We start from the raw sequence: 22,441 nt of genomic DNA, 5'->3' as shown, positions 1-22,441 counted from the left end.
CGTAATTTTTTAGCATCCCAGCTGACGGGCAATGACCAGACGCTGGATTTCTGAAGTACCTTCCCCGATCTCTAACAGCTTCGCATCACGAAGGTAACGCTCTACTTCATATTCACGCATATAACCATAACCACCGTGAATTTGAATAGCCTGGTTCGCAGAACGGAAAGCGGTTTCAGAAGCGAACAGCTTTGCATAGGCTGATTCCTTCGTGAACGGTTTGCCCTGATCTTTCAACCATGCTGCCTTCATTACCATATTCCTGGCAAGTTCCACTTCCATCGCCATATCAGCAAGTTTGAACTGAATGGCCTGGAAGTTGGAGATTGTCTTTCCAAACTGTTTACGTTCTTTGGCATAAGCCAGCGCCCGGTCAAGCGATGCCTGAGCAATCCCCACGGCCAAGGCAGCTATAGAAATTCTTCCGCCATCGAGGGTATATAAAAACTGACCGAAGCCTTTTTCAGGGTCACCTAATATATTCTCCTTTGGAACCCTGACATCCTCCAAAATGATTTCACAAGTATTGGAAGCACGTACCCCCATTTTGTCATAGTTACTGTTAATCGTAAGTCCAGGGGTATCTGCTGGTACGATAAACGCTGAAATGATGTTTTTGCCGTCCTCTCTCTTTCCAGAAACAGCCGTAACGGTAATGGAGCGCGCATAGCCGGCATTTGTAATCCAGCTCTTTTCCCCGTTGATGACATATTCATCGCCTTCGAGCTTGGCACGTGTTTGTGTACCACCTGCATCAGAACCGGCATTCGGTTCGGTAAGACCGAAGGATGCCAGCCCTTCGCCTTTGGCAAGAGGAACCAGATATTCTTGCTTTTGGTCTTCTGTCCCAAAATAATAGATTGGACTTGAACCTAGTGACACTGCTGCTGCATAGCTAAGTCCGGTGCCCCCGCAAACACGGCCGATTTCTTCTACTGCTAAGGCATAGGTTATCGTATCTCCGCCGACCCCCCCGTATTCTTCCGGGAACGGGATGCCAAGCAAACCAAGTTTCCCCATCTCTTTAAAAATATCTTCCGGAAATTCTGCTTTCACATCCAGATCAATGGCACGTGGCTGAATGACATTCTCCGCAAAATCCCGTACCATTTTACGGGTCATTTCCTGTTCTTTTGTCAATTCAAAGTTCATAATGCTCCCCCTTATTATCCATTCTTTTGAGAGACCGACTGGTTGGTCTGTATTGCTCAAAAAATTAATGTAAGCGGTTACTTTTTTTCAGTAAAAAAAGGGCGCTCAAGCATGTGGGCCTGGAAATTTTCCTCGGAAACTACATTGGTAGTCAATAAAGCATGTAGGATAATATCCACATAGACATCTGCGATTTCATCAATGGTATATTTCCCTTTAGGTGTATACCATTTATAAATCCAGTTGACCATCCCGAGGATTGCCATGCCAGTGATCTCCATTGGCAATTCTTTTCGGAAGTCGCCGGTTTCCTGGCCTTCTTCAATCACTTGAAAGACCATCTGCTTGAATGCATCGCGCTTACGTTTGATTTGCTCTTCATATTCAGGTTTTAAATAATTGCTTTCCTGGTAGAATACTGAGATGTGTGGTTTGTATAAGTCGAAAACTTTTACAAATGCTTTGATGATTGATTGAATCTTCTTGATGGGAGATTTGTGGATTTCATTTGCTGCATTCGCTTCTTTCAATACATATGTAATGAATGTGTCGTGAATGACGAACAGCAGCTCATCTTTCGATTGGAAATGATGATAGAATCCACCTTTCGAAGTATTAGAGGCTGCTACAATTTGGTTGACTGTCACACCATGGAACCCTTTTTGCTCAAACAACTCAAGCGAGGTTCTAAGGATCGACTCTCTTAACCCTGCCATACATCATCCCCTTTCCCGCTAGACATTTGTCACAATTTTATCACATTTTTCAGAAAATACAAAGGCTTTTTGGCGAATAATATACAAAAACATCCAGGCTGCACGCCTGGATGTCAGTCAGGAATTTTGTTCTTCCGTTTCAAATGGCTTTTCATATTCATTTTTTATCCAGGAGTCGATGACTTCCCCGCTTTGATCGGTATCCACAATATAGGAGCCGTTGCTGTAGCGGTCATTTGCCTTGAATTGCATCGGGTTGATGGTTAAAACTTCTCCGTTTTCACTCTTCACTTGCAACTCCTGGCCTGATTCGATCAGATGCATGTTTACGAGACGGTGAGGATTCTTTTTCAACTCACGAAGCATAACAACGCCCCGTTTGGCGCGGGAGCTTTGTTCAAACTCTTTTAACCGCATCCGCTTTAATGCACCTCTATGGGTGATAATAACGATGGATGGATCCGACAAATCATCGAATACCTGTCCTGAAACAACTTGTTCGCCTTCTTTTAAGGTAATCGCTTTGACGCCTGCAGCCCGCTGGCCTACTGTTTTTACTTCGCTTTCATGATACCAGAGCGCATAGCCCTTATTGGAAGCGATGAAAATATCAGAATGGCCATCGGTTACATGGACATCCGTCACCTCGTCATCACCTTTCAAATTGATCGCTACAAGCGGTTTCGAATAACGCTGTGCTTCATATAGCGCCAGTTCACTCTTTTTGACCATTCCGTTCTTTGTGAAGAATAATAGACAGTTATCTTCCTTAAAATCTCTTACCGGATAAGCAGCGACAATCTTCTCGTCTTTGTTAATAGGAACGAGATTTGCGATATGCTGACCAAGATCCTTCCAGCGGATATCCGGAATTTCATGGACAGGTAAGTAGAGATAATTTCCTTTGTTGGTGAACAGGAGAAGCTTATCCGTTGTATTGATTTCTATCAGGCGCAGCAGGTGGTCGCCGTCTTTAATCGCAAAATCTTCCCCATTGGAAGCAGCATAAGAACGAAGACTTGTCCGTTTTACATAACCATCCCTGGTTACCGAGACGATGATATCTTCACTGGCTACCATGACTTCTAAGTTAATCTTCAACTCTTCGATTTCGGCCTCGATTTTAGTTCTGCGCTCATCATTGTATTGCTTCTTTAACTTCTTCAGGTCGGATTTGATTACTTTTAATAATTTTCGTTCATCGGCTAGTATTTCTTCTAAGTATGCGATGCGTTCTCTTAGTTCAGCCGCTTCTTTTTCAAGTGCTGTGATATCAGTATTTGTCAGACGGTATAACTGAAGATTGACGATTGCTTCTGCTTGTTCTTCTGTGAAATCGTAAGCTTGAATTAATCGTTTTTTTGCATCCTGCTTATCCTTGGAAGCACGGATCGTTGCAATCACCTCATCCAGAATCGAAATAGCTTTAATCAGACCTTCTACGATGTGGGCGCGTGCCTTCGCCTTCTTTAAATCGTAGTTGGACTGCCGGGTCACCACTTCTTTCTGATGGGCGATATACGATTCAAGAATCTGTTGTAAATTAAGTAGCGTTGGTGTGCGATCTTTGATTGCTACCATATTGAAATGATAGGTAATCTGCAAATCGGTATTTTTATAGAGATAATTCAAAACGCCTTCACTATTTGCTTCCTTTTTCAGTTCCACTACAATCCGTAGTCCTGTACGGTCTGTTTCATCCCGCACTTCTGCAATTCCTTCCACTTTACGGTCGATGCGCAGTTCGTCCATACGTTTGACAAGGTTAGCTTTATTAACTTCATAAGGAATTTCATCAATAACGATTTGTTCCTTATTTCCTTTGATGCTTTCAATATTTGCTCTTCCGCGTAAAATGACCTTTCCTTTACCGGTTTCATACGCTTTTCTAATGCCTTCTTCCCCTTGTATGATTCCTCCTGTCGGGAAATCCGGCCCTTTCAGTTTAGTCATCAGTTCGCTAGTCGTCACATTCTGCTTTTCAATTTTCATGATGACAGCATCGATCACTTCCCCAAGGTTATGGGGAGGAATATCCGTAGCATAACCTGCCGAGATACCAGTTGAACCGTTGACCAAAAGGTTTGGGAATTTTGCAGGCAAAACGACAGGTTCATAGATGGTGTCGTCAAAGTTAGGAATGAAATCTACCGTTTCTTTTTCGATATCCCGTAAAAGCTCAGACGAAATGCTGGATAAACGGGCTTCTGTATAACGCATGGCAGCAGGTGGATCCCCGTCGACGCTTCCGTTATTTCCATGCATTTCTACTAAGTGTTTCCGTACTTTCCATTCCTGACTCAGTCGTACCATCGCATCATAGACAGAGGTATCTCCATGGGGGTGATAATTACCGATTACTGTACCTACCGTTTTCGCAGATTTCCGGAAAGCTTTATCATGTGTATTCTTTTCCTGATGCATCGCATACAGAATCCTCCGCTGGACAGGTTTCAACCCATCCCGGGCATCCGGCAGCGCCCGCTCCTGTATGATGTATTTACTATACCTTCCGAACCGGTCGCCGATGACCTCTTCTAAAGGTAAATCTAAGTAATTTTCCACTTCCGCCAAAAGAATATCCTCCTCTAGTTTTGAATTTTGTCATTTTCCAGGATGTTTGCTTCGTCTTCCATCCCAAATGCGACATGGGACTCAATCCATTTCCTTCGTGGCTCGACTTTATCTCCCATTAATGTCGTTACCCGTCGTTCGGCACGGGCAAGATCGTCAATCGTCACTCTTATTAATGTACGAGTAGCCGGATCCATCGTTGTCTCCCATAGCTGGTCGGCATTCATTTCACCAAGACCTTTGTAACGCTGAATAATATAGCCGCTCTTAAACTTTTTGACTGCTGCTTCCATGCCTTCTTCATCCCAGGCATATTCTATTTGCTCTTTTTTACCTTTACCTTTCGAAATCTTATAAAGGGGCGGCAAGGCAATGAACACTTTGCCGTCTTCTACGAGCGGGCGCATATACCGGTAAAAGAAAGTCAGGAGCAATACCTGGATATGAGCTCCATCGGTATCTGCATCCGTCATGATGACGATTTTATCGTAATTACAGTCTTCGAGATCAAAATCACCGCCGACCCCAGCTCCGATCGTATGGATGATTGTTGAAATCTCTTCGTTTTTAAATATATCGGCTATTTTCGCCTTTTCTGTATTGATTACCTTTCCCCTTAGGGGCAGGATGGCCTGGAATTTTCGGTCACGTCCTTGTTTAGCAGAGCCGCCTGCTGAATCACCTTCGACGAGGTAAAGCTCATTTTTCTTTGGATTCCTTGATTGGGCAGGGGTCAGTTTTCCACTCAGCATGGTTTCTTTCCGTTTCTTTTTCTTCCCTGACCTTGCATCTTCCCTGGCCTTCCTGGCAGCCTCACGCGCTTCTTTCGCTCTGATTGCCTTCTTGATCAGCAAGCTTGCGATATCAGGATTCTCTTCAAGAAAATAAGATAATTTACTCGAAACGATAGCGTCGACTGCGGACCTTGCTTCTGAGGTACCGAGTTTACTTTTCGTCTGTCCCTCGAACTGCAATAACTCTTCCGGAATTCTTGCAGAGACGATCGCTGTGAAACCTTCGCGAATGTCATTACCTTCCAGGTTTTTATCTTTTTCTTTCAGCAGGTTGGTCTTACGGGCATGGTCATTGAAAATCCTCGTTATAGCCGTTTTTGCACCGGATTCATGCGTTCCTCCGTCCTTTGTCCGTACGTTGTTGACAAAAGACAGCATACTCTCTGCGAAGCCATCATTAAATTGAAAAGCAAAATCAATTTCAATGCCATTTTGCTCCCCTTCGAAAGCCACTACTGGATGCAGGGTATCCTTTTCTTCATTCAAGTAACTGACAAAGGCTTTCAACCCTTCTTCATACTGGTAGCTTTCTTCGATATCTTTACGCGCATCAATCAGTTTGATTTCCACACCTTTAAGTAAAAAGGCTGCCTCTCTTAACCGTTCCGATAAAGTTTCAAAATTGAAGGTGGTAGTGGAAAAAATTGAAGTGTCCGGCTTGAAGGTAATAATCGTCCCGCTTTTTTTCGTTTTCTTCGTTTTATCAAGCGATGTGACCGGAACACCTCCGTTTTCAAAACGCTGGACATAGGTCTGTCCATCCCGATGGATGGTAACTTCCAGCCATTCCGACAGGGCATTGACTACAGAAGCCCCGACACCGTGCAAACCACCACTTGTCTTGTAGCCTCCCTGGCCGAATTTCCCCCCCGCGTGAAGTACAGTCAAGATTACTTCCGGGGTAGGTTTTCCCATTTTATGCATGCCTGTTGGCATCCCTCGTCCTTCATCTTCGACTGAGACACTGCCATCTTTATTCAATGTGACGGTAATTCGGTTACCGAAACCGGCTAGCACCTCATCGACTGCATTATCGACGATTTCATAAACCAAATGATGCAGCCCTCGGTGATCGGTACTACCGATATACATACCTGGACGTTTCCTGACTGCTTCCAACCCTTCCAATACCTGTATGGAATCATCTGAATATTGCTGTGATTGTTTAACCAAAATGTCTACGTCTCCCTTCTGACTTACCTATCTGATTCTATATTAGAACAAACGTTCGAACGTGTAAATAACTATACATATCTGCTTGTTCTATTTTAGCCTTTTTAACAAAAGACGCAAGTAACGTTTTCCATACTCAGTAAAAAATCCCTGTAAGCACAGGGATTTTTACCGGTCAATTATCGTCTTCATTTCATAAGAACAGCATGGGCTACTTTTAAACACATATCCATCATGACGGTAAAATCGTGTTTTTTCAAGTATTCATAAGCCTCATCATCTTGGACACCCTGCTGGGCCCAAAAAATCTTCGCATCCGTTTTGACCGCTTCCTCTGCCAGGGAAGGAAGATGCTCCGACCGGCGGAAAACATTGATCATTTCAAATGATTCTTTCACATCAAGCAAGGAGTCATATGCTTTTTCCCCAAGCACCTGATCCACCATGGGATTTACAGGAATGATCCGGTAGCCTGCATCCTGCATTTCTTTGGCAATCTGATAAGAGGTGCGGTATTCCTTATCAGAAAGACCAATTACAGCGATTTTTTTCGTATCTTTTAACGCTTGAACGATCGTCTCATTATCGGGGTGTTGATATCCCATTATACAGCCTCCTTTACAATAATCCTTCTGCTTCCAGAAATTCTCTGGCTACTTCTTCAGGATCCACATCCTCTTCTTCTACTTTATAATTCATTTCCCGCATTTGATCGCCAGTAATCTTGCCTCCCAGCTGGTTTAAAATTTCTTCTAATTCAGGATATTTATCAAGCGTTTCCTGACGAAGCAGCGGTGCACCCTGGTATGGCGGGAAGAGGTTTTCGTTATCTTCCAGTACTTTTAAGTTCAATCCTTCCACATAACTGTCTGTTGAGTAGGCATCAATGATGTCCACTTCTCCTTTTTCGATGGCACCTTCCCTTAAACCGGCATCCATCGTCCTGACTTCGCCAAATTCTAAATTATAAAGTTGTTTAATTCCCTGATAACCATCTTCTCTATCATTAAATTCAAGTGTAAAACCTGCTGTTACTTGGTCTTCAATCGGTTTAAGGTCTGCTATCGTCTCTAAATCATATTGATCAGCGAACTCCTGCGTAGTAGCAATGGCATAAGTATTGTTATATTGCATCGGTTCAAGGTAAGCAAGGCTATACTCCCTTGCTAATCCCTCTGCAGCTGATTGATAGACTTCCCGTTCATCTGTGCTTTCCGCTTCCTGATTTAATAAGCTCACTAACGCGGTACCTGTAAATTCAGGGTAAATGTCAATGCTGCCTTCTTGAAGTGCGCTGAATACGACATCTGTCTTTCCTAGATTTGGTACCAGCTCCACTGAGAGATCAGTCTCTTCCTCAATCATTAGCTTGTACATATTGATCAGGATAGAAGGCTCTGCCCCCAGTTTTGCACCAATTTTTATATCGGATTTCGTACCACCACCGAAAGCGAGTGGCCCAACAGCAATCAACGCTGCTATCACAAGCAGACTGACGAGTGAACGGAAACCTGATTTGGCTGAAGTCCGTTCAAACATCCGCAGAATCAAATCCAGTATGATCGCTAATAAAGCGGCAGGAATAGCCCCTAACAGGATAAGGTTCAAATCTCCTCCTCGGTCTAAACCAAGCAGGATAATGTCCCCAAGACCGCCGGCTCCGATTAAAGCTGCAATTGTTGTAGTACCAACAATAAGAACCATCGATGTACGAATCCCGGCCATGATAACAGGCATTGCCAGTGGCAGTTCTACCCGTGATAAGCGACGGAAGGAACTCATCCCCATTCCGGTCGCGGCTTCTTTTAGGGCAGGATCGACTTCTTTTATCCCGGTATAGGTATTCCTTAAGATTGGGAGCAATCCATACGCTGTCAATGCAATAATAGCTGGTGTCTGGCCGATACCGAAGAAAGGTATCAAGAATGCTAAGACCGCCAGACTCGGTATTGTCTGCAAAATGGCTGTAAGCCCGATAATCGGTTCTGCTATTCGCTGATTTCTAGTTAAAATTAAACCTAAAGGGAGCGAAATTAATGTCGCAATGACCAGGGCGACAATGGAAATTTGAAGGTGCTCCCAAATCGTCGGCCATAACACGTCCTGACGGCGCTCTAATACATCTAAAAACTCCTTCATGACCGTATCACCCCGTTCTCTGTGGAAACGTGTTGCTTGAGGTGAAGAACGATCTCCCGATAGGACAGGGTGCCAATTAACTGCTGGCCTTTAACAACTGGCAGTAACTCTTCTCCATGCTGTTCAAATATATCAGCGGCTTTCTTTAGAGGAAGATCATTTTCAAGAACAGGTAAGTCTACTTTCTCCGCTTGTTTGACGCCACTAACATAATTCCCTGTAGCATCTTCCATGATATAAGCACCATAGGAATCGAATTTTCTTCGCTCGAATTCTTCTTCGGTGATCACCCTGCTGCCGCTTCTGTCGGCGATGACATCAACGGCAGACTGCCATGGCGATTTACGATTCCCGATGAATTCTTTAACAAATTCATTCTTAGGTTCAAGCACCATATTCTGCGGTGTATCTACCTGGACGATTTCCCCTTCTTTCATCAAACACACACGATCACCGAGAGCCAAAGCTTCATCCATATCATGAGTGACGAACACTATCGTCTTTTTTATTTTTCGCTGCAATTCACGGATGTCCTGCTGAAGCTTTTCACGGCTGATCGGATCGAGCGCACTGAACGGCTCATCCATCAATATGATATCAGGGTCAGCGGCCAGAGCGCGTATGACTCCTATCCGTTGCTGCTGCCCACCTGATAATTCATCGGGCTTTCTTTTCCGGTAAGTCTCAGGTTCCAGCCCGACCATGTTCATCAATTCATCGATACGAGAAGAAATATCTTTCTTTTTCCACTTTTTCAATTCCGGAACAATTGCGATATTTTCTTCAATGGTCATATGCGGAAATAAGGCAATCTGTTGTAGGACATAGCCAATATTCCAGCGCAGTTCATGAATATTGAATTCCTTGATATTTTTATTATGTATGAAGATTGATCCTTCTGTCGGCTTGATCAGCCTGTTTATCATCTTCATCGTTGTAGTTTTACCACAACCGCTTGGTCCGACTACCGTCAACAATTCTCCTTCTTCCACCGAGAATGTTACACCTCTTAATGCAGTCGTGCCATCGGGATACGTTTTGGTTACATTTTTAAACTCTATCATCTTTTATCCCCCACCAGACACATGTTGACTTAGTTATACCCATTTTCCTTAAAAGGAAAACATTTCTCATCTCCTGCCTGCTCAATCAGAAACTTCCTCTCTATTATAATCAAGGGGAGTTTGTCCCCCGACCTGTTTGATTTCTATTTGATTGTCGGAAGGCATAAGATATAATATAAGAGCACCTGCCATGCATAGGACACGTATAATCAGGTAAATGAATTTTTTCATGATCGTAGGACTCTTCCCCTTCTACCATTCTAGCGGACAAAACTGCCGAAGGGAAACAAGAGCATTATTTGATTATACTGACAAGACAAATTGCGTGGTAAAATAAGTAAGGAATAGGCAACAAAAAGGGGTTTTATTATGGAATACATTATTTTAGCAATCATCGCTTATATTTTAGGATCTATTCCTTCTGGTCTGTTAGTAGGGAAACTTGGTTATGGTATTGATATCAGAGAACATGGCAGCGGTAACCTCGGAGGCACCAATACTTTTCGGGTTCTTGGCAAGAAAGCCGGGTTATTTGTCACAATAGCTGATATTTTAAAGGGTACGCTTGCCACCGTGCTTGCTGTTCTGTTTGTTCCTGACATCAATCCCTTGATTTTCGGTATTATAGCGGTAATAGGTCATATGTATCCGCTATTTGCAGGCTTTCGAGGTGGAAAAGCAGTGGCCACTTCCGGAGGAGTTATCCTTGGGGTGAATCCTCTGGTATTTGCTATCATGATCGCTACATTTTTCTTAATGCTTTACCTGACTAAATATGTATCATTATCCTCTATGATCACAGGTATTGTATCCATGGCGGTTTCTTTTTTCTTAGGTGACATTGGACTATTCATCGTTATTACTTTGCTTACATTATTTGTGGTCTATCGTCACAGGGAAAATATTAAACGGATCAGGAATAAGACAGAGCCTAAAATTACATGGATGTAAAAAGAAGCAGTTCAGGCAAAAGTCTGAACTGCTTCTTTTTTATCAATAACCATATTCCCAATCAATTTCTTCTTCTTTAAAACCGACCAGGGAAAGATGATCGATGCTCTCTTTTCCCGATATATGTGTTTTTGCTATTCCTTCGATCAATGTACGTTCGACCTCTTCTAACACGATGTATTTATTGTTTTCTAATAAAACGGCTGTCCCTGTCATGGTAAGCCCTCCCTTATTGTTTGTCTCTATTATAATATTAACGGTTTAGAAAAAATATAAATATGTGAATAATTTCACATAAAATACAAATTTAAATCCCCTATTGCAAAGCTGAAAAGTCAGGAAACATATTTTAGCAGCGCAAAATATGATATTATTGAAAAGGAATAAGATAAAATCTTTAAGCGAACATGCAGTTTCTCACCATAGCTCATAATAAGCATGTAATTGTATAAAATTTTTCAGTTCATGTATACTTTGAACTATAGAAACACTGCTATGGCTTGAAAGGAGTCAAAGTTATGTCTCAAACAGAAATCAAGAATAAAAAACAATTACCTTCAAAAAAGGAACGACATAAATTATTCGGTTCAAGTGAGCCGGGGCCAAGAACAAAGCCGGTAGAAAAAGAACAAATGGTAGACTTACAAAATTCAAAACAGGACTTCCTGTTCAAAATCGATACCGTTGGAATTTCCAATGTTAAGCATCCAATTCGCATCCCGAGTAAATTGACACCGGAAATACAGACGACCATTGGCACGTTTACATTCGGCTCATCCATTACCCAGGACAGCAAAGGAACAAACATGAGCCGCTTTACCCAGCAACTGGACGAATACCATCAGGACGGTTTTGCCATCGATCTAACCACCCTGAAAAAATTCACGAAAGAACTGGCGGACAGGTTGAAGCAAGAAGATGCTGAAGTAGAAGTCTCCTTCCCTTGGTTCTTTGAACGGAAGGGACCGGCTTCCGACTTCGCTGGAATGAACCATGCTGACGCGGAAATGAAGGTTAAATACCACAAACAAACAGGGTATGATATTGAAGTGGGATTGACTGCTGCTATTACAACCCTGTGTCCATGTTCTAAAGAGATCAGTGAATACAGCGCCCATAACCAGCGTGGCTATGTGTCTATGTCTGTCCGGTTAACAGAAGATTTCAATGAACAGGAAAATGATTGGAAGACTGCACTGTTAGAAGCGGCAGAAAGTAATGCCAGCGCCCGAATTCACCCTGTGTTGAAGCGTCCGGATGAAAAAATGGTGACAGAACAGGCATATGAAAATCCTCGCTTTGTAGAAGATGTCGTCCGGCTGGTGGCAGCTGACTTATATGAATATGACTTTGTGGAAAGCTTTAAAGTCACTTGCAGAAACGAAGAATCCATCCACTTGCATGATGCGATAGCCAGCATGCACTATGATAAAAACGAGGAAAGAATCTAAGGCGGGTAAATATGAAATATATCTTCATCGGGTTGATACGCTTTTATCAAAAAGTAATCAGTCCCGTTAAACCGCCAACTTGCCGCTTCTACCCCACCTGTTCACAATACGGGTTAGAAGCATTCCAACGTTTTGGCTTTATAAAAGGGTTGTATTTAACAGTAGTAAGGATCGTTAAATGCCAGCCATTCCACCCAGGAGGTTTTGATCCTGTACCAGAGAGAAAAAAGAAATAAAGCAGGCTGAACGATGACAGCCTGCTTTATTTCTTCTAATCAGCACCTTTCAGAAGAAACGATACATCGACTAAAGGAGTGGAGCGAATGGAAATCGAAGTAACCGAACAGGCAGCAAAATGGTATGAAGAAGAACTGGAAATCAGTAGTGGAGCAGCTATCCGTTTTCTTGTCCGTTATGGTGGTTCTGGCGGGCTGCAGCCTGGTTTTTCATTAGCCATCCAAATGGACGAGCCAGAGGAACCAGCCGCTTCTACTCAAATTAATGGCATCACCTTTTTTGTAGAAGCGTCCGATGCCTGGTATTTTGATGATAAATCATTGAAAGTTGATTATAACTCCAAATGGGAAGAACCAGAATTTAATTATGTTTAACTTTTAGTGGCAGCATAAAGAAAGAGCACTTTCGTTTAGGAAAAGTGCTCTTTTACTATGAGGATCGTTATTAAATTTAATTACCTTTATACCTGAGCAGATTTGCGGATGGGTGGGAAACTACAGTATCAAAATAATGGTTTCATTTAATGTTGAACCTTCTTATTTGAGAATGAATGCCTTCGGCAGATAGGATTCTTGCCTGCACTTCGCCAAATAAATCATAGTGGGGATACTGATCATCCTAGTGAATCCAGTTCGGCTGGAGGCCGTGTTTTGCTCCCCATCTTTTCAGTTTTGCGACATCCCGGCAGCCAACTTTAGTTACCGTGTCACACCCCGGAAAACGATCGTCCAGCCAATAATGGGTCAAAAAAGCAATTTGGCCTTTACTTACTTGTTCTTTCCACTGCGTCAATTCTGCTCTGTCTACTCCAAACGCCATGATTACCGCTCCAATGCTTTCGTATAAGCTTCATGCCATTCGGGGAAGGAACGACGGATGGATACTGGACGAAAGCTTCCTTCTTTCACAATCACATGTTTCGTAGTACCGGAAACGGCAAGATCCTGGCTTGTATTGAAAATACGGTAACCATAGGTGATCCGGAGACCATCGTAATCCTCCAGCCACGTTTCCACATAGGCATCTTCCCCATAGCGGACCGGTTTTTTGAATTGTATATTCGCGTCTACCACCGGTGAAACTACCCCCTTGTTTTCGATTTCGTGGTATTTGAAACCTAATGCCTCGATAAAATCAGTTCGTCCCAGTTCAAACCATACTAAATAATTAGCGTGATAGACAACACCCATCTGATCTGTTTCCTGGTACCTTACTCGTATCGGTGTCTCTGTTTTTGTCATGTTAAATGTCCCCCTGTACTGTTTTCCACGCCTGTTCGATATCACTTTTGGTTAATAAATCCATGGAAGGATCCTCTTCGCCTTCAACCCGAAGTGCCTGGTATTGGATAGCTTCATTAATTAAGTTATTGACAAAACGTCCGTTCCCTTTTACGTCTTCCTGCTGATAACGTTCAGCAAGAAATTGCTCCACGGTGTCATCCAGCCTGTATTGATAGGATGCTGCCTGGAATTTTGTCATAGTAAGCAACTCTTCCGAATTGTAATCAGGAAAATAAAAATATTTTTTAAACCGGCTCGTCAACCCGGGGTTACTGTTAACTAACTGACGCATCTCATTTTGATACCCTGCAAGGATAACCACGAGATTTTCGTTATGTCGGGTCATTTCATCGACGAGTGTTTCAATCGCCTCTTTTCCAAAATCATCTCTCCCGCCGTTGTAAAGGGAATAAGCTTCATCGATGAATAGGACACCTCCAAGCGCTTCTCTGATTTTCTTCTTCGTTTTGATTGCGGTCTGTCCAACATAACCAGCGACTAGATCGCTCCGGGAGACCACAATCATATGTCCACGCTTCAGGAGTCCACACTGCTTTAATATATCTCCATAAATAGCGGCAACCGTAGTTTTCCCAGTTCCTGGATTTCCAGTGAAAACGGAATGAAGCTGGATTGGTACATGCGGCAGGTTTTTATCTTTCCGTTCCTGCTGAACCCTTACAAAAGCAGATAGTTTTTTTACTTCATCCTTTACATTTCCAAGACCGATCAGTTCTTCCAGCCTCTGCATAGGCGCTTCTTTTTCCCTGTCTGATTCATCATCTATTTCGATGTCCTTTTTGGTAAGCCGCATATGGTCTAGCCATCTCTGCTGTTCTACCTCTGACTGGAAAGCACTTTTGTTAAAAATGATTTTAAGGACAAGGTTTTTCACCGTACGCGCGTTTCCGAAAGATTCATCGACACGGTGCTTGTCAATTAACGTTTCAAACTGTTTCAATGCTCCATCTGTGAAGAAATAATCATTTTCAATTGCACTGATTTCAGCTATTTCCAGCAACTCATCCATTCCATAATCAGGGAGTTCAATATGATTCTGTTCAGGAAAACGGCTCCGCAGTCCGGGATTCGACCATAGAAATTGACGCATCTCTTCTGGATATCCAGCAAGGATGACTGCAAATTTACCTCCGTATTCTTTGCTGGTCATAGCCGAAACCAGGGTATCGATGACAGCCTGGCCATAATCATTGCCTGTTTGTCCTTCTCTGCTCAAACTGTAAGCCTCATCGATGAACAAAACTCCTCCGGTTGCCTGTTTGACGTAGTTCATGGTATTTTCTTCACTTTGGCCAATATAGGCTCCGACAAGGTGTGACCGGTTTACCTCTACGACCTCCCTGGTCTCCAGCAGCCCCAGCTCATAATAGATATTTGCCAGGAGCCTGGCCAAGGTAGTTTTTCCAGTTCCTGGATTTCCGGTCATGATCATATGCAGTTCGGGCTCATCTACCATACTGAATCCCATGTTTTTCCGCTGCTGTTGATATTTCAAATAATGATAATAGCGGTGGATATAACCTTTGACATCCTTGAGGCCGACCATATTGTCCAACGCTTCAAGGGGATCCAGTTGTTCCGTACGCGTTAAAAAATCAGGAAGCCTTTTGTACAGCTCTTCCGTATAATTGCTGATATATCTCGTTTTTTCATTGATTATTCCTGCTGATAAGCGGATGCGCCGGTTTTCTATCGACTCGATAGCTTCCTCCAAAATTTCCTTTAATTCGGTAAGGTGAAAGTGAATTTCCTGGTATAGTTTCAAACGACCGCTGGCAGCATCGACAATATCTTTTTCTACCAGATCTTGATCCCAAGCCTTCAAAAGGTGAATGACTTGTTCATGTATTCTGCCAGCCTTTTTCATTTTTGCTGACTGATGGTCTGTTTCGTGTATCGTCCAGTTATCAAAAGTCATATCACGGAGGCTGTGATAGACCTTCAGCACTTTTTTCGCTTCGTTCAATTGGGATACTAACGGATGATTTTGCTTCATTTCTTTAGCTTGTTCTATAAAATAATCAGCCAGGCGATCTTCCCCTGGATGGCGTTTAATCCGGTGATACGCCAGGGCAACATAAAGATAAGCCTGCATATCTGTTTTATCGTCTAGCGTTTCATCAAGTAATTTTAATGCCTCAGTTTCCGTAATTGGAGGTTGTTGGTCAATTGAGTTCCATTGCTGCAATTGAGCTTTGATTTCTGTTTCCATGGGCGCGCCCCTCCTCCTTTTGTTTCATTGGTTTATTCTATCATAACTGGTCGGAATATGTAGACGCTCATGCCCATAACAAAACGTCCTTTCGTGTGAAAGGACGTTTTGGTTTAATTCTGATTATGACGGGCTTCGTCTTTAATTTCATTTCGCATCGCATTAATGGATTCTTCGCGTCGTTTATTCTTTTCTTCAATTGCCCGTTTTTCTTGTTCATTAGCCATTGGATACGCATCATGGGAATCTTCAATATTTTCAATTGTATCCTGTACCATGTGCTGCAATTTTTCTACGTTATCACTTCGATCATCAGGATTGGGATGGCGTTGATTGTTTTCCATGGTAAAAACCCTCCTACTTCTTCCCTTTGGTTTGAATAACTTTCGGTTCTTTATCTGTCTTGACTTCCATTTTCTTACCATTGTTAACTTCGGATTCCCTCGGCTGGGTACCCAAATGACTCGGGGTAAAAGCCTGAGCATGTTTTTTTGGATTGCTCATTACTTATTCCTCCTTCAGTACCATTCAGCAATAATATTTGCAAACGAGGCTGTTTTTATGCTTGAAATAAAAAAAAGCAAGCCATTCCTGAAGGGATGGTTTGCTTCTTTTACCTTAGGATGAACGTAATTTCTGATGGTGACGTTCATCAATTTTCGCTTCAATTTTTGTAATCAGGTCGTGATCGGATAGTATTTGTTTCCGGTTCTCTTTAACAAGATCCTGGAAATTGGGTTTACGCCTCTTTGCCATGGGAATCTCTCCTTTTATAAGCAAGGATTCCCTCATTCAGCAAAAATATACCTTATTTCAAGTCATCTTTCATCTTTACCATGAAATCATAGTTCATTGGACCAACCTGGCGCGGTTGCTGAACTATTCCATCGGTACCAATGAAGTAAGTGGTCGGAATAGTAATCGCCTGATATTCTGAACTTACCTGGTTTCTCTTATCTAATGGTACCTGGAACGTATAGCCTTGCTGGTCTAAATATTTTTGCACATCATCTATACCGGTTTCTGTCGTAGTGACATTCACGGCAACTATTTCCACTTCTTCGCCAAACTCTTCATGGAACTTCTGCATTTCAGGCATTTCTTCTTTGCAAGGCGGACACCATGTCGCCCAGAAATTAAGAAATACTTTCTTCCCCTTTAAATCAGATAAGCGAATGGTTTCACCCTCGACAGTTTCTAATTCAAAATCAGGTGCCTGTTCCCCTTCTTGTATTCCTTTCGGAGTATTAGGCGGCATCATCCCTGATCCTTCCTGCGAGGTGTCTCCAGAAACATCATATTCATTGGGGCCATTCGTTTCATCCTCACCGTTATCAGCAGCAAAGCTATAGACAGCGTAACCAATCAATATCAGGAATAAAGCACTAACCACTATTCGCTTGATCATGGTGGAACACTTCCTTTTCCAAACTATGTATTGTAGAGGAATTTACTCTCCATTAACGATGATAAATATACGCTCACCAAAAGTAAAGCTCCCTGTTTATAAGTGGAAGCATAGGATGAGCGGTACTTGTTACCAGCAGCCTCATTCTAAATAAAAATCCGCATAACCGTTACCGGCTATGCGGATCAATGCTTATTTAAGTTAAGCTAGCTTGTTACGAAGTACCATTTGCAAAATACCGCCATGGCGATAGTAGTCGATTTCCACTTCACTATCGAAACGCGCGACAACTTCAAATTCTTTGTTGTTGCCTTCTTCGTCTACTGCTGTCACTTTGACAAGGTCATGCGGCTTGACGTTTTCACCGATTTCTACGTTGAAAGTTTCACGGCCAGTAAGACCAAGTGAATCAATGGTATCGCCGTCCTTAAATTGCAATGGCAGTACACCCATCATCACAAGATTGGAACGGTGGATACGCTCGAAGCTTTCCGCAATGACTGTCTTGATGCCGAGTAGGTCTGTACCTTTGGCAGCCCAGTCACGGGAGCTTCCCATACCATAATCCTTACCAGCGATAACTAGTAAGCCAGTATCATCCTGCTGATATTTCATAGCAGCTGTGTAAATCGGCATTACTTCTTCCGTCGGCCAGTAAGTAGTGAATCCACCTTCTGTACCTGGAGCAAGCTCGTTACGAATACGGATATTGGCAAACGTACCACGCATCATCACTTCATGGTTACCACGGCGGGAACCATAAGAGTTGAAGTTACGAGGAGAAACATCTTTGTCCTGCAAGTATTCACCTGCTGGCATGTCTTTTGGAATCGCACCCGCTGGTGAAATGTGGTCCGTCGTTACGGAATCACCGAATTTACCGATAGCCCTCAAATTATTCAACGGCTTGACTGTGTCAGGCTCAGCGGAAAGTCCTTCGAAGAATGGCGGGTTCTGGATATAAGTAGACTCGCTGTCCCAATCATACAACGGTTCATCCGTTGTATCGATTTCATTCCATTTTTCGTTGGAGTTAAATACGTTTTCGTATTCCTTGCGGAAGATTTCAGGAGTTACAACACGTGCAACTTCTTTTTTGACTTCTTCCTGGGATGGCCAAATATCATCAAAGAATACATTGTTGCCATCTTTGTCCTGCCCAAGCGGTTCGTTTCTCAGGTCGATATCCACTGTACCAGCTAATGCATAAGCGACAACCAGTGGTGGAGAAGCAAGGTAGTTCGCTTTTACAAGTGGATGGATGCGGCCTTCAAAGTTACGGTTACCGGAGAGTACAGAAGATACAGTCAAGTCACTGCTTGCAATAGCTTCTTCGATTTCAGGCTTCAATGGACCGGAGTTACCGATACATGTTGTACAGCCATAACCAACCAGGTTGAAGCCAAGCTGGTTTAAAGGGTCCATCAAGTTGGAATCTTCCAGGTAACGTGTAACTACTTTTGAACCTGGAGCCAGGGATGTTTTAACGTAATCAGGAACTTCCAAGCCTTTTTCAACTGCTTTCTTAGCAAGCAAACCGGCGCCCAGCATAACATGCGGGTTGGAAGTATTCGTACAAGAAGTGATGGCTGCAATAGCAAGCGCACCTGTCTTCATTGTTGTAGTCTTTCCATTATCAAGATCGAAAGTGACTTCCTTCTCGATTTCATCTTTATCCAAACCGAAACCTTGAGGTCCAGTAGGTGCAGTCAACGCTTTGTTGAAGGATTCCTTCATTTTAGAAAGTGGAATCAAGTCCTGTGGACGCTTAGGACCGGATAGGTTTGGTTCCAGCTCGGAAAGGTCGATTTCGACAAGTTGTGTAAACTCTGGATCAGGCAATTCTGGAGAATACCATAGATCGTTTTCTTTGCAATATTTTTCAACGAGTTCAATTTGATCCTCGCTGCGTCCAGTAAGGCGCAGGTAGTCGAGAGACTCCTTGTCAACAGGGAAGAAACCGCAAGTAGCACCATACTCAGGAGCCATATTTGAAATGGTTGCACGGTCAGCAAGCGGCATTTCCTGTAGGCCTGGTCCGAAGAATTCGACGAATTTACCAACAACCTTCTTCTCACGAAGGACCTGGGTTACTTTTAGTGCCAGGTCAGTTGCTGTTGTGCCGTTAGGGAAGCTGCCATTAAGCTTGACACCCACAACTTCCGGTGCAGGGAAGTATGAAGGCTGTCCAAGCATTCCTGCTTCTGCTTCGATACCGCCGACACCCCAGCCCAGGATACCCAGACCATTGATCATTGTAGTATGTGAGTCGGTACCGACTAGTGTATCAGGATAAGTATCAGTTTCACCATTGTCGTTCTCTACAGCATGAACAACATTAGCTAAGTACTCCAAGTTAACCTGGTGGACGATACCAGTTGCTGGTGGAACGGCACGGTAGTTATCAAACGCTTTTTGAGCCCAGTGAAGGAACTCGTAACGTTCCGCATTACGTTCAAACTCTAATTCCATGTTCACTTGTAACGCTTTTTCTGTTCCGTATGCATCTACCTGAACAGAGTGGTCGATAACAAGATCGACGGGAACTTCAGGGTTGATTTTATCCGGGCTTCCTCCCATATCAACCATCGCTTTTCTAAGTGAAGCAAGGTCGACTACAGCAGGTACACCTGTAAAGTCCTGAAGGATAACACGAGATGGTTTGAAAGGCACATCTTCCCCTTTTGCATCCTTGGTTCCCCATTTAGCCAGACTTTCCACATGCTCGTCTTTGATGACACGGCCATCATGTTGTCGAAGCAGGGATTCCAGCAGGATACGGATGGAGAAAGGCAATCGTGAAACTTTGCCCAGCCCAGCATCTTCTAATGCTTTCAGTTGGTAGTAATTGTAAGTCTTACCGTTAAGTTCAAATTGCTTTTTTGCATTGTAAGCATTATTGCTTGCCATATTTTCCTCTTACCCCCTCAGTTGAAATTGAATAATGCAACTCAAGTTCGATTACACTATTCTTTAAATTCGATTTGTTACTTTTTTCAGAAAAAGTTCACAAATATGCATCTACCATTGTAAATGAAAACGATTTAGAAGTAAATTAAATTGGTCAATTTTTGTCACACTATGTATACAGGAGGAGGTGACGTAAAATGACAACAAGAAAAGCCAATCATGTACGCCCGGGAATGAATGCGGCAAAAGCCCAGGGCGGTGGTGCTGGATACCAGGAGGAAACACCGCGGGAACCGTTGACTGCGGAAGAAAGAATGTTTAATAAAAAGCGTAAGAAAAATCAATAAAACAGTAAAACAGACGCCCAGGTCATGAGCGTCTGTTTCTTTATAACAATTGATTTCTGATTTTGTCCAGTTGCTGTTTGTAGGATTGCAATTGCTCTTCCTGATGTTCACTGGCAACTGTCAGCGCCTTTTCGACCTGCTGATAAGCCTGGTTAACTTCTTCTTTTAAATGTGCCAGTTCTGTGCCGTAATCTGCTTCATGGATCGACATTAAGACGTCATCCGCTGTACGTTCCGCTTCATGTACTTTATTGGATGCATGCTGGAAAGCTTCCTGTTTATTCTGATAATAACTCACAAAGACACCTCTTTTTTTGGTTTAAAGTCAAGTTTTTCTAATACTTTAGGAAGTTTAACTTTGTTAAAGGTTTAAAGTATAAGAAAAAACTAAGGCTTTCGCCATAGTTGGCGACAAACCAAGTTTTTCTATTGAATAGCATGCACCAGACAAATCTTTTCCATACATAACCCCATGGAAAAACTCAAATCCTAAACGAGAAAGGAGCGATGACCATGACACATTCTCGAAAAGATAAACAGCCTAATCAGCCCTTAAAAGGTTCGAAAAAGGTGAAAAACCGTAATCATTCCCGACAAAAAAAGAACGCTTCTCATGACATGTAAGCATCAAGCTTATTCAAAGCTTGTTTCATTAGCTCGATTTCCGGTGGTGTGATCGTCCGGAAATCGAGAAAATAACTTTCCTCCAGGAATCGTCCGATGACGTATGGAGGATTTATACGCATGAATTTTTCTATTGTTTCCGGACTCATATTCTCAGAAGTAATCTTAATCCCAAAGCTTGGCAGTTCCACCTCGGGCATGGTGCCTCCTCCGATTCTGGAAGTACAAGGTTTTACTTTTAATGTCAGACTTTTAATGTTTTTCATCTCATCGACAAAGTTTTCAGCATCCTTTTTTATTTTATCCGGTCGTTTTGTAATATCCCGGTAGACATCATTTCCGTGCCCAATATTATCTCGTCCATACTCCTGCAGCGTACTTTCAAGGGCAGCCAATGTCATTTTATCTACCCTTAACACTCTGGCCAGTTGATGTTTTTTCAAGATATCAATATATTGTTTTCTTCCGGCAATGATCCCTGCTTGCGGACCACCTAAAAGTTTATCCCCACTGAAGGAGACTAAGTCGGTTCCTTGGGCTATTATATCGCTTACCACCGGTTCCTTCCCGATCATTTGTGCTTGATAATCGACAATAGAGCCGCTTCCGAGGTCTTCATAGAAAATCAGATCTTTTTCTTTCGTAAGAGGCGCAAGACTTGCGGTCGACTGTGATTCTGTGAATCCTTCCATATAAAAATTACTCGTATGGACTTTCATAATCATTGCTGTCTCTTCATCGATGGCTTCTTCATAATCATATAAATGTGTTTTATTCGTTGTACCAACTTCGACCAACTGCGCATCACTTTCTTCCATTACTTTAGATACCCGGAAGCTTCCACCGATTTCCACCAATTCCCCTCGGGAAACAATGACTTTTTTCCCCTTGGCTAATGCCCTTAATATTAAATAAACCGCCGCAGCATTATTATTAACTACCATCGCTGCTTCAGCACCGGTTATTTCTTTCAAACGGCGTTCCAGCACATCGTGACGAGAACCACGTTTTCCTTTTTCCATATCATATTCCAGGTTAGAGTAGTTACCAGACACTTCCACTATTCGAGCGACCGCCTTTTCACTTAACCTCGCTCTGCCGAGGTTGGTATGCAAGACTGTGCCGGTACCATTAATTACTTTATGTAAAGCTGGGAGCCCCCACTGTTTCGCGTAATGGCGTGTTTTTTTTATGATGATCTCCTGAAAATCGACCGGGTTGGGATGCTCGCTTTGAAGTATGTCCTGGCGCAAGGATTCCACTGCTTTCTGGATCCAGCTGGTCCATAGACGCTTTGTTGCTTGATGCTCCATACGAATGGTAATAAGGGCATCCAGCTTTTGTAGTTCGTGTACAGGAGGTATTTGTCTTAACAAATCGTTCAT

The 22,441-nt window shown here is 42.9% G+C and carries 24 protein-coding genes and 1 pseudogene; 6 read left to right on the top strand and 19 right to left on the bottom strand.

Features of this window, described 5'->3' with window-relative positions; all coding sequences use genetic code 11:
* Positions 1 to 9: 9 nt before the first annotated feature.
* The 8 genes from FHS45_RS06035 to FHS45_RS06000 form a co-directional block, all read right to left on the bottom strand.
* Positions 10 to 1,152 (bottom strand): acyl-CoA dehydrogenase, encoded by a 1,143-nt coding sequence (locus FHS45_RS06035; RefSeq protein ID WP_062446047.1) that lies wholly within the window; start codon positions 1,150 to 1,152, stop codon positions 10 to 12.
* A gap of 77 nt (positions 1,153 to 1,229) precedes the next feature.
* On the bottom strand, positions 1,230 to 1,868 hold the full coding sequence (locus tag FHS45_RS06030; RefSeq protein ID WP_062446045.1) for a TetR/AcrR family transcriptional regulator: 639 nt from the start codon (positions 1,866 to 1,868) through the stop codon (positions 1,230 to 1,232).
* Between the two features lie 117 nt (positions 1,869 to 1,985).
* A complete protein-coding gene (gene parC, locus FHS45_RS06025) occupies positions 1,986 to 4,442 on the bottom strand; it encodes a DNA topoisomerase IV subunit A (RefSeq protein WP_062446043.1) in 2,457 nt (818 codons plus the stop codon).
* A gap of 14 nt (positions 4,443 to 4,456) precedes the next feature.
* A complete protein-coding gene (gene parE / locus FHS45_RS06020; protein WP_062446041.1) occupies positions 4,457 to 6,409 on the bottom strand; it encodes a DNA topoisomerase IV subunit B in 1,953 nt (650 codons plus the stop codon).
* A gap of 188 nt (positions 6,410 to 6,597) precedes the next feature.
* Positions 6,598 to 7,014 carry a CoA-binding protein gene (locus FHS45_RS06015; RefSeq protein ID WP_062446039.1) on the bottom strand — a complete coding sequence of 139 codons (417 nt, stop codon included), beginning with the start codon at positions 7,012 to 7,014 and terminating at the stop codon, positions 6,598 to 6,600.
* Between the two features lie 13 nt (positions 7,015 to 7,027).
* Positions 7,028 to 8,548 carry an ABC transporter permease/substrate-binding protein gene (locus FHS45_RS06010; RefSeq protein WP_062446037.1) on the bottom strand — a complete coding sequence of 507 codons (1,521 nt, stop codon included), beginning with the start codon at positions 8,546 to 8,548 and terminating at the stop codon, positions 7,028 to 7,030.
* On the bottom strand, positions 8,545 to 9,612 hold the full coding sequence (locus FHS45_RS06005) for an ABC transporter ATP-binding protein (RefSeq protein ID WP_062446035.1): 1,068 nt from the start codon (positions 9,610 to 9,612) through the stop codon (positions 8,545 to 8,547). The genes FHS45_RS06010 and FHS45_RS06005 overlap by 4 nt, the downstream gene beginning before the upstream one ends.
* A gap of 81 nt (positions 9,613 to 9,693) precedes the next feature.
* On the bottom strand, positions 9,694 to 9,843 hold the full coding sequence (locus FHS45_RS06000; protein WP_157620206.1) for a hypothetical protein: 150 nt from the start codon (positions 9,841 to 9,843) through the stop codon (positions 9,694 to 9,696).
* Positions 9,844 to 9,981: 138 nt separating this feature from the next.
* Between FHS45_RS06000 and plsY the strand changes: the two genes are divergently transcribed.
* Positions 9,982 to 10,563 (top strand): glycerol-3-phosphate 1-O-acyltransferase PlsY, encoded by a 582-nt coding sequence (plsY, locus tag FHS45_RS05995; protein ID WP_062446033.1) that lies wholly within the window; start codon positions 9,982 to 9,984, stop codon positions 10,561 to 10,563.
* 42 nt (positions 10,564 to 10,605) lie between these two features.
* Here the strand turns inward: plsY and FHS45_RS05990 are convergent, their stop codons facing one another.
* Positions 10,606 to 10,779: a hypothetical protein gene (locus tag FHS45_RS05990; protein WP_157620203.1), complete on the bottom strand. Its 174-nt coding sequence runs from the start codon at positions 10,777 to 10,779 to the stop codon at positions 10,606 to 10,608.
* A gap of 302 nt (positions 10,780 to 11,081) precedes the next feature.
* On the opposite strand from FHS45_RS05990, the gene folE2 reads away from it, so the two are divergent.
* The 3 genes from folE2 to FHS45_RS05975 all read left to right on the top strand — a co-directional run bounded on the left by folE2 (position 11,082) and on the right by FHS45_RS05975 (position 12,625).
* Positions 11,082 to 12,014: a GTP cyclohydrolase FolE2 gene (gene folE2 / locus FHS45_RS05985; RefSeq protein WP_062446031.1), complete on the top strand. Its 933-nt coding sequence runs from the start codon at positions 11,082 to 11,084 to the stop codon at positions 12,012 to 12,014.
* Positions 12,015 to 12,025: 11 nt separating this feature from the next.
* Positions 12,026 to 12,250 (top strand): membrane protein insertion efficiency factor YidD, encoded by a 225-nt coding sequence (yidD, locus tag FHS45_RS05980; protein ID WP_082412066.1) that lies wholly within the window; start codon positions 12,026 to 12,028, stop codon positions 12,248 to 12,250.
* An 87-nt stretch (positions 12,251 to 12,337) separates the two neighbouring features.
* The gene (locus FHS45_RS05975) at positions 12,338 to 12,625 is read left to right on the top strand and encodes a HesB/YadR/YfhF family protein (protein WP_062446028.1); all 288 of its coding nucleotides are present in this window, start codon (positions 12,338 to 12,340) and stop codon (positions 12,623 to 12,625) included.
* A 142-nt stretch (positions 12,626 to 12,767) separates the two neighbouring features.
* Here the strand turns inward: FHS45_RS05975 and FHS45_RS05970 are convergent.
* From FHS45_RS05970 to acnA, 8 genes and pseudogenes are all read right to left on the bottom strand, one after another.
* A pseudogene (locus FHS45_RS05970) lies at positions 12,768 to 13,070 on the bottom strand (hypothetical protein).
* Between the two features lie 2 nt (positions 13,071 to 13,072).
* Positions 13,073 to 13,492: an acyl-CoA thioesterase gene (locus FHS45_RS05965; RefSeq protein ID WP_062446026.1), complete on the bottom strand. Its 420-nt coding sequence runs from the start codon at positions 13,490 to 13,492 to the stop codon at positions 13,073 to 13,075.
* A 1-nt stretch (position 13,493) separates the two neighbouring features.
* Entirely contained in the window at positions 13,494 to 15,767 is a 2,274-nt protein-coding gene (locus tag FHS45_RS05960; protein WP_062446024.1) for an AAA family ATPase, read from the bottom strand.
* 113 nt (positions 15,768 to 15,880) lie between these two features.
* Positions 15,881 to 16,111, bottom strand: a complete 231-nt coding sequence (tlp, locus tag FHS45_RS05955; protein WP_062446022.1) for a small acid-soluble spore protein Tlp — start codon at positions 16,109 to 16,111, stop codon at positions 15,881 to 15,883.
* A 13-nt stretch (positions 16,112 to 16,124) separates the two neighbouring features.
* A complete protein-coding gene (locus tag FHS45_RS05950) occupies positions 16,125 to 16,271 on the bottom strand; it encodes an acid-soluble spore protein N (protein WP_062446020.1) in 147 nt (48 codons plus the stop codon).
* 114 nt (positions 16,272 to 16,385) lie between these two features.
* Complete coding sequence (locus tag FHS45_RS05945; RefSeq protein ID WP_148350129.1) at positions 16,386 to 16,523, bottom strand: FbpB family small basic protein; 138 nt, start codon at positions 16,521 to 16,523, stop codon at positions 16,386 to 16,388.
* Positions 16,524 to 16,575: 52 nt separating this feature from the next.
* The gene (locus FHS45_RS05940) at positions 16,576 to 17,175 is read right to left on the bottom strand and encodes a redoxin domain-containing protein (RefSeq protein WP_062446018.1); all 600 of its coding nucleotides are present in this window, start codon (positions 17,173 to 17,175) and stop codon (positions 16,576 to 16,578) included.
* 201 nt (positions 17,176 to 17,376) lie between these two features.
* Positions 17,377 to 20,085 (bottom strand): aconitate hydratase AcnA, encoded by a 2,709-nt coding sequence (gene acnA, locus FHS45_RS05935; protein ID WP_062446016.1) that lies wholly within the window; start codon positions 20,083 to 20,085, stop codon positions 17,377 to 17,379.
* A gap of 197 nt (positions 20,086 to 20,282) precedes the next feature.
* Between acnA and sspO the strand changes: the two genes are divergently transcribed.
* On the top strand, positions 20,283 to 20,432 hold the full coding sequence (sspO, locus tag FHS45_RS05930) for a small acid-soluble spore protein O (RefSeq protein WP_062446014.1): 150 nt from the start codon (positions 20,283 to 20,285) through the stop codon (positions 20,430 to 20,432).
* 40 nt (positions 20,433 to 20,472) lie between these two features.
* Here sspO and FHS45_RS05925 read toward each other — a convergent pair whose 3' ends face one another.
* A complete protein-coding gene (locus tag FHS45_RS05925; RefSeq protein WP_062446013.1) occupies positions 20,473 to 20,730 on the bottom strand; it encodes a hypothetical protein in 258 nt (85 codons plus the stop codon).
* A gap of 209 nt (positions 20,731 to 20,939) precedes the next feature.
* Between FHS45_RS05925 and FHS45_RS05920 the strand changes: the two genes are divergently transcribed.
* Entirely contained in the window at positions 20,940 to 21,056 is a 117-nt protein-coding gene (locus FHS45_RS05920; protein ID WP_082412064.1) for a small acid-soluble spore protein P, read from the top strand.
* Here the strand turns inward: FHS45_RS05920 and selA are convergent.
* A complete protein-coding gene (selA, locus tag FHS45_RS05915; protein ID WP_062446011.1) occupies positions 21,044 to 22,441 on the bottom strand; it encodes an L-seryl-tRNA(Sec) selenium transferase in 1,398 nt (465 codons plus the stop codon). The genes FHS45_RS05920 and selA overlap by 13 nt on opposite strands.

Source organism: Thalassobacillus devorans (assembly GCF_011761345.1).
In the GTDB taxonomy this organism is placed as follows: domain Bacteria; phylum Bacillota; class Bacilli; order Bacillales; family Halobacillaceae; genus Thalassobacillus; species Thalassobacillus devorans.
This window is presented reverse-complemented; position numbering and strand designations above follow the sequence as displayed.

What these genes read in the sequence shown, in the direction of transcription:
- plsY (WP_062446033.1), top strand. Translation starts at nt 9,982, where the DNA reads ATGGAATACATTATTTTAGCAATCATCGCTTATATTTTAGGATCTATT.
- FHS45_RS05940 (WP_062446018.1), bottom strand. Translation starts at nt 17,175, where the DNA reads ATGATCAAGCGAATAGTGGTTAGTGCTTTATTCCTGATATTGATTGGT.
- FHS45_RS05945 (WP_148350129.1), bottom strand. Translation starts at nt 16,523, where the DNA reads ATGGCAAAGAGGCGTAAACCCAATTTCCAGGATCTTGTTAAAGAGAAC.
- FHS45_RS05960 (WP_062446024.1), bottom strand. Translation starts at nt 15,767, where the DNA reads ATGGAAACAGAAATCAAAGCTCAATTGCAGCAATGGAACTCAATTGAC.
- FHS45_RS06015 (WP_062446039.1), bottom strand. Translation starts at nt 7,014, where the DNA reads ATGGGATATCAACACCCCGATAATGAGACGATCGTTCAAGCGTTAAAA.
- FHS45_RS06035 (WP_062446047.1), bottom strand. Translation starts at nt 1,152, where the DNA reads ATGAACTTTGAATTGACAAAAGAACAGGAAATGACCCGTAAAATGGTA.
- FHS45_RS06010 (WP_062446037.1), bottom strand. Translation starts at nt 8,548, where the DNA reads ATGAAGGAGTTTTTAGATGTATTAGAGCGCCGTCAGGACGTGTTATGG.
- selA (WP_062446011.1), bottom strand. Translation starts at nt 22,441, where the DNA reads ATGAACGATTTGTTAAGACAAATACCTCCTGTACACGAACTACAAAAG.
- FHS45_RS06000 (WP_157620206.1), bottom strand. Translation starts at nt 9,843, where the DNA reads ATGAAAAAATTCATTTACCTGATTATACGTGTCCTATGCATGGCAGGT.
- folE2 (WP_062446031.1), top strand. Translation starts at nt 11,082, where the DNA reads ATGTCTCAAACAGAAATCAAGAATAAAAAACAATTACCTTCAAAAAAG.
- FHS45_RS05990 (WP_157620203.1), bottom strand. Translation starts at nt 10,779, where the DNA reads ATGACAGGGACAGCCGTTTTATTAGAAAACAATAAATACATCGTGTTA.
- FHS45_RS06005 (WP_062446035.1), bottom strand. Translation starts at nt 9,612, where the DNA reads ATGATAGAGTTTAAAAATGTAACCAAAACGTATCCCGATGGCACGACT.
- tlp (WP_062446022.1), bottom strand. Translation starts at nt 16,111, where the DNA reads ATGGAAAACAATCAACGCCATCCCAATCCTGATGATCGAAGTGATAAC.
- yidD (WP_082412066.1), top strand. Translation starts at nt 12,026, where the DNA reads ATGAAATATATCTTCATCGGGTTGATACGCTTTTATCAAAAAGTAATC.
- FHS45_RS05965 (WP_062446026.1), bottom strand. Translation starts at nt 13,492, where the DNA reads ATGACAAAAACAGAGACACCGATACGAGTAAGGTACCAGGAAACAGAT.
- FHS45_RS05950 (WP_062446020.1), bottom strand. Translation starts at nt 16,271, where the DNA reads ATGAGCAATCCAAAAAAACATGCTCAGGCTTTTACCCCGAGTCATTTG.
- FHS45_RS06030 (WP_062446045.1), bottom strand. Translation starts at nt 1,868, where the DNA reads ATGGCAGGGTTAAGAGAGTCGATCCTTAGAACCTCGCTTGAGTTGTTT.
- FHS45_RS05920 (WP_082412064.1), top strand. Translation starts at nt 20,940, where the DNA reads ATGACCATGACACATTCTCGAAAAGATAAACAGCCTAATCAGCCCTTA.
- FHS45_RS05975 (WP_062446028.1), top strand. Translation starts at nt 12,338, where the DNA reads ATGGAAATCGAAGTAACCGAACAGGCAGCAAAATGGTATGAAGAAGAA.
- sspO (WP_062446014.1), top strand. Translation starts at nt 20,283, where the DNA reads ATGACAACAAGAAAAGCCAATCATGTACGCCCGGGAATGAATGCGGCA.
- acnA (WP_062446016.1), bottom strand. Translation starts at nt 20,085, where the DNA reads ATGGCAAGCAATAATGCTTACAATGCAAAAAAGCAATTTGAACTTAAC.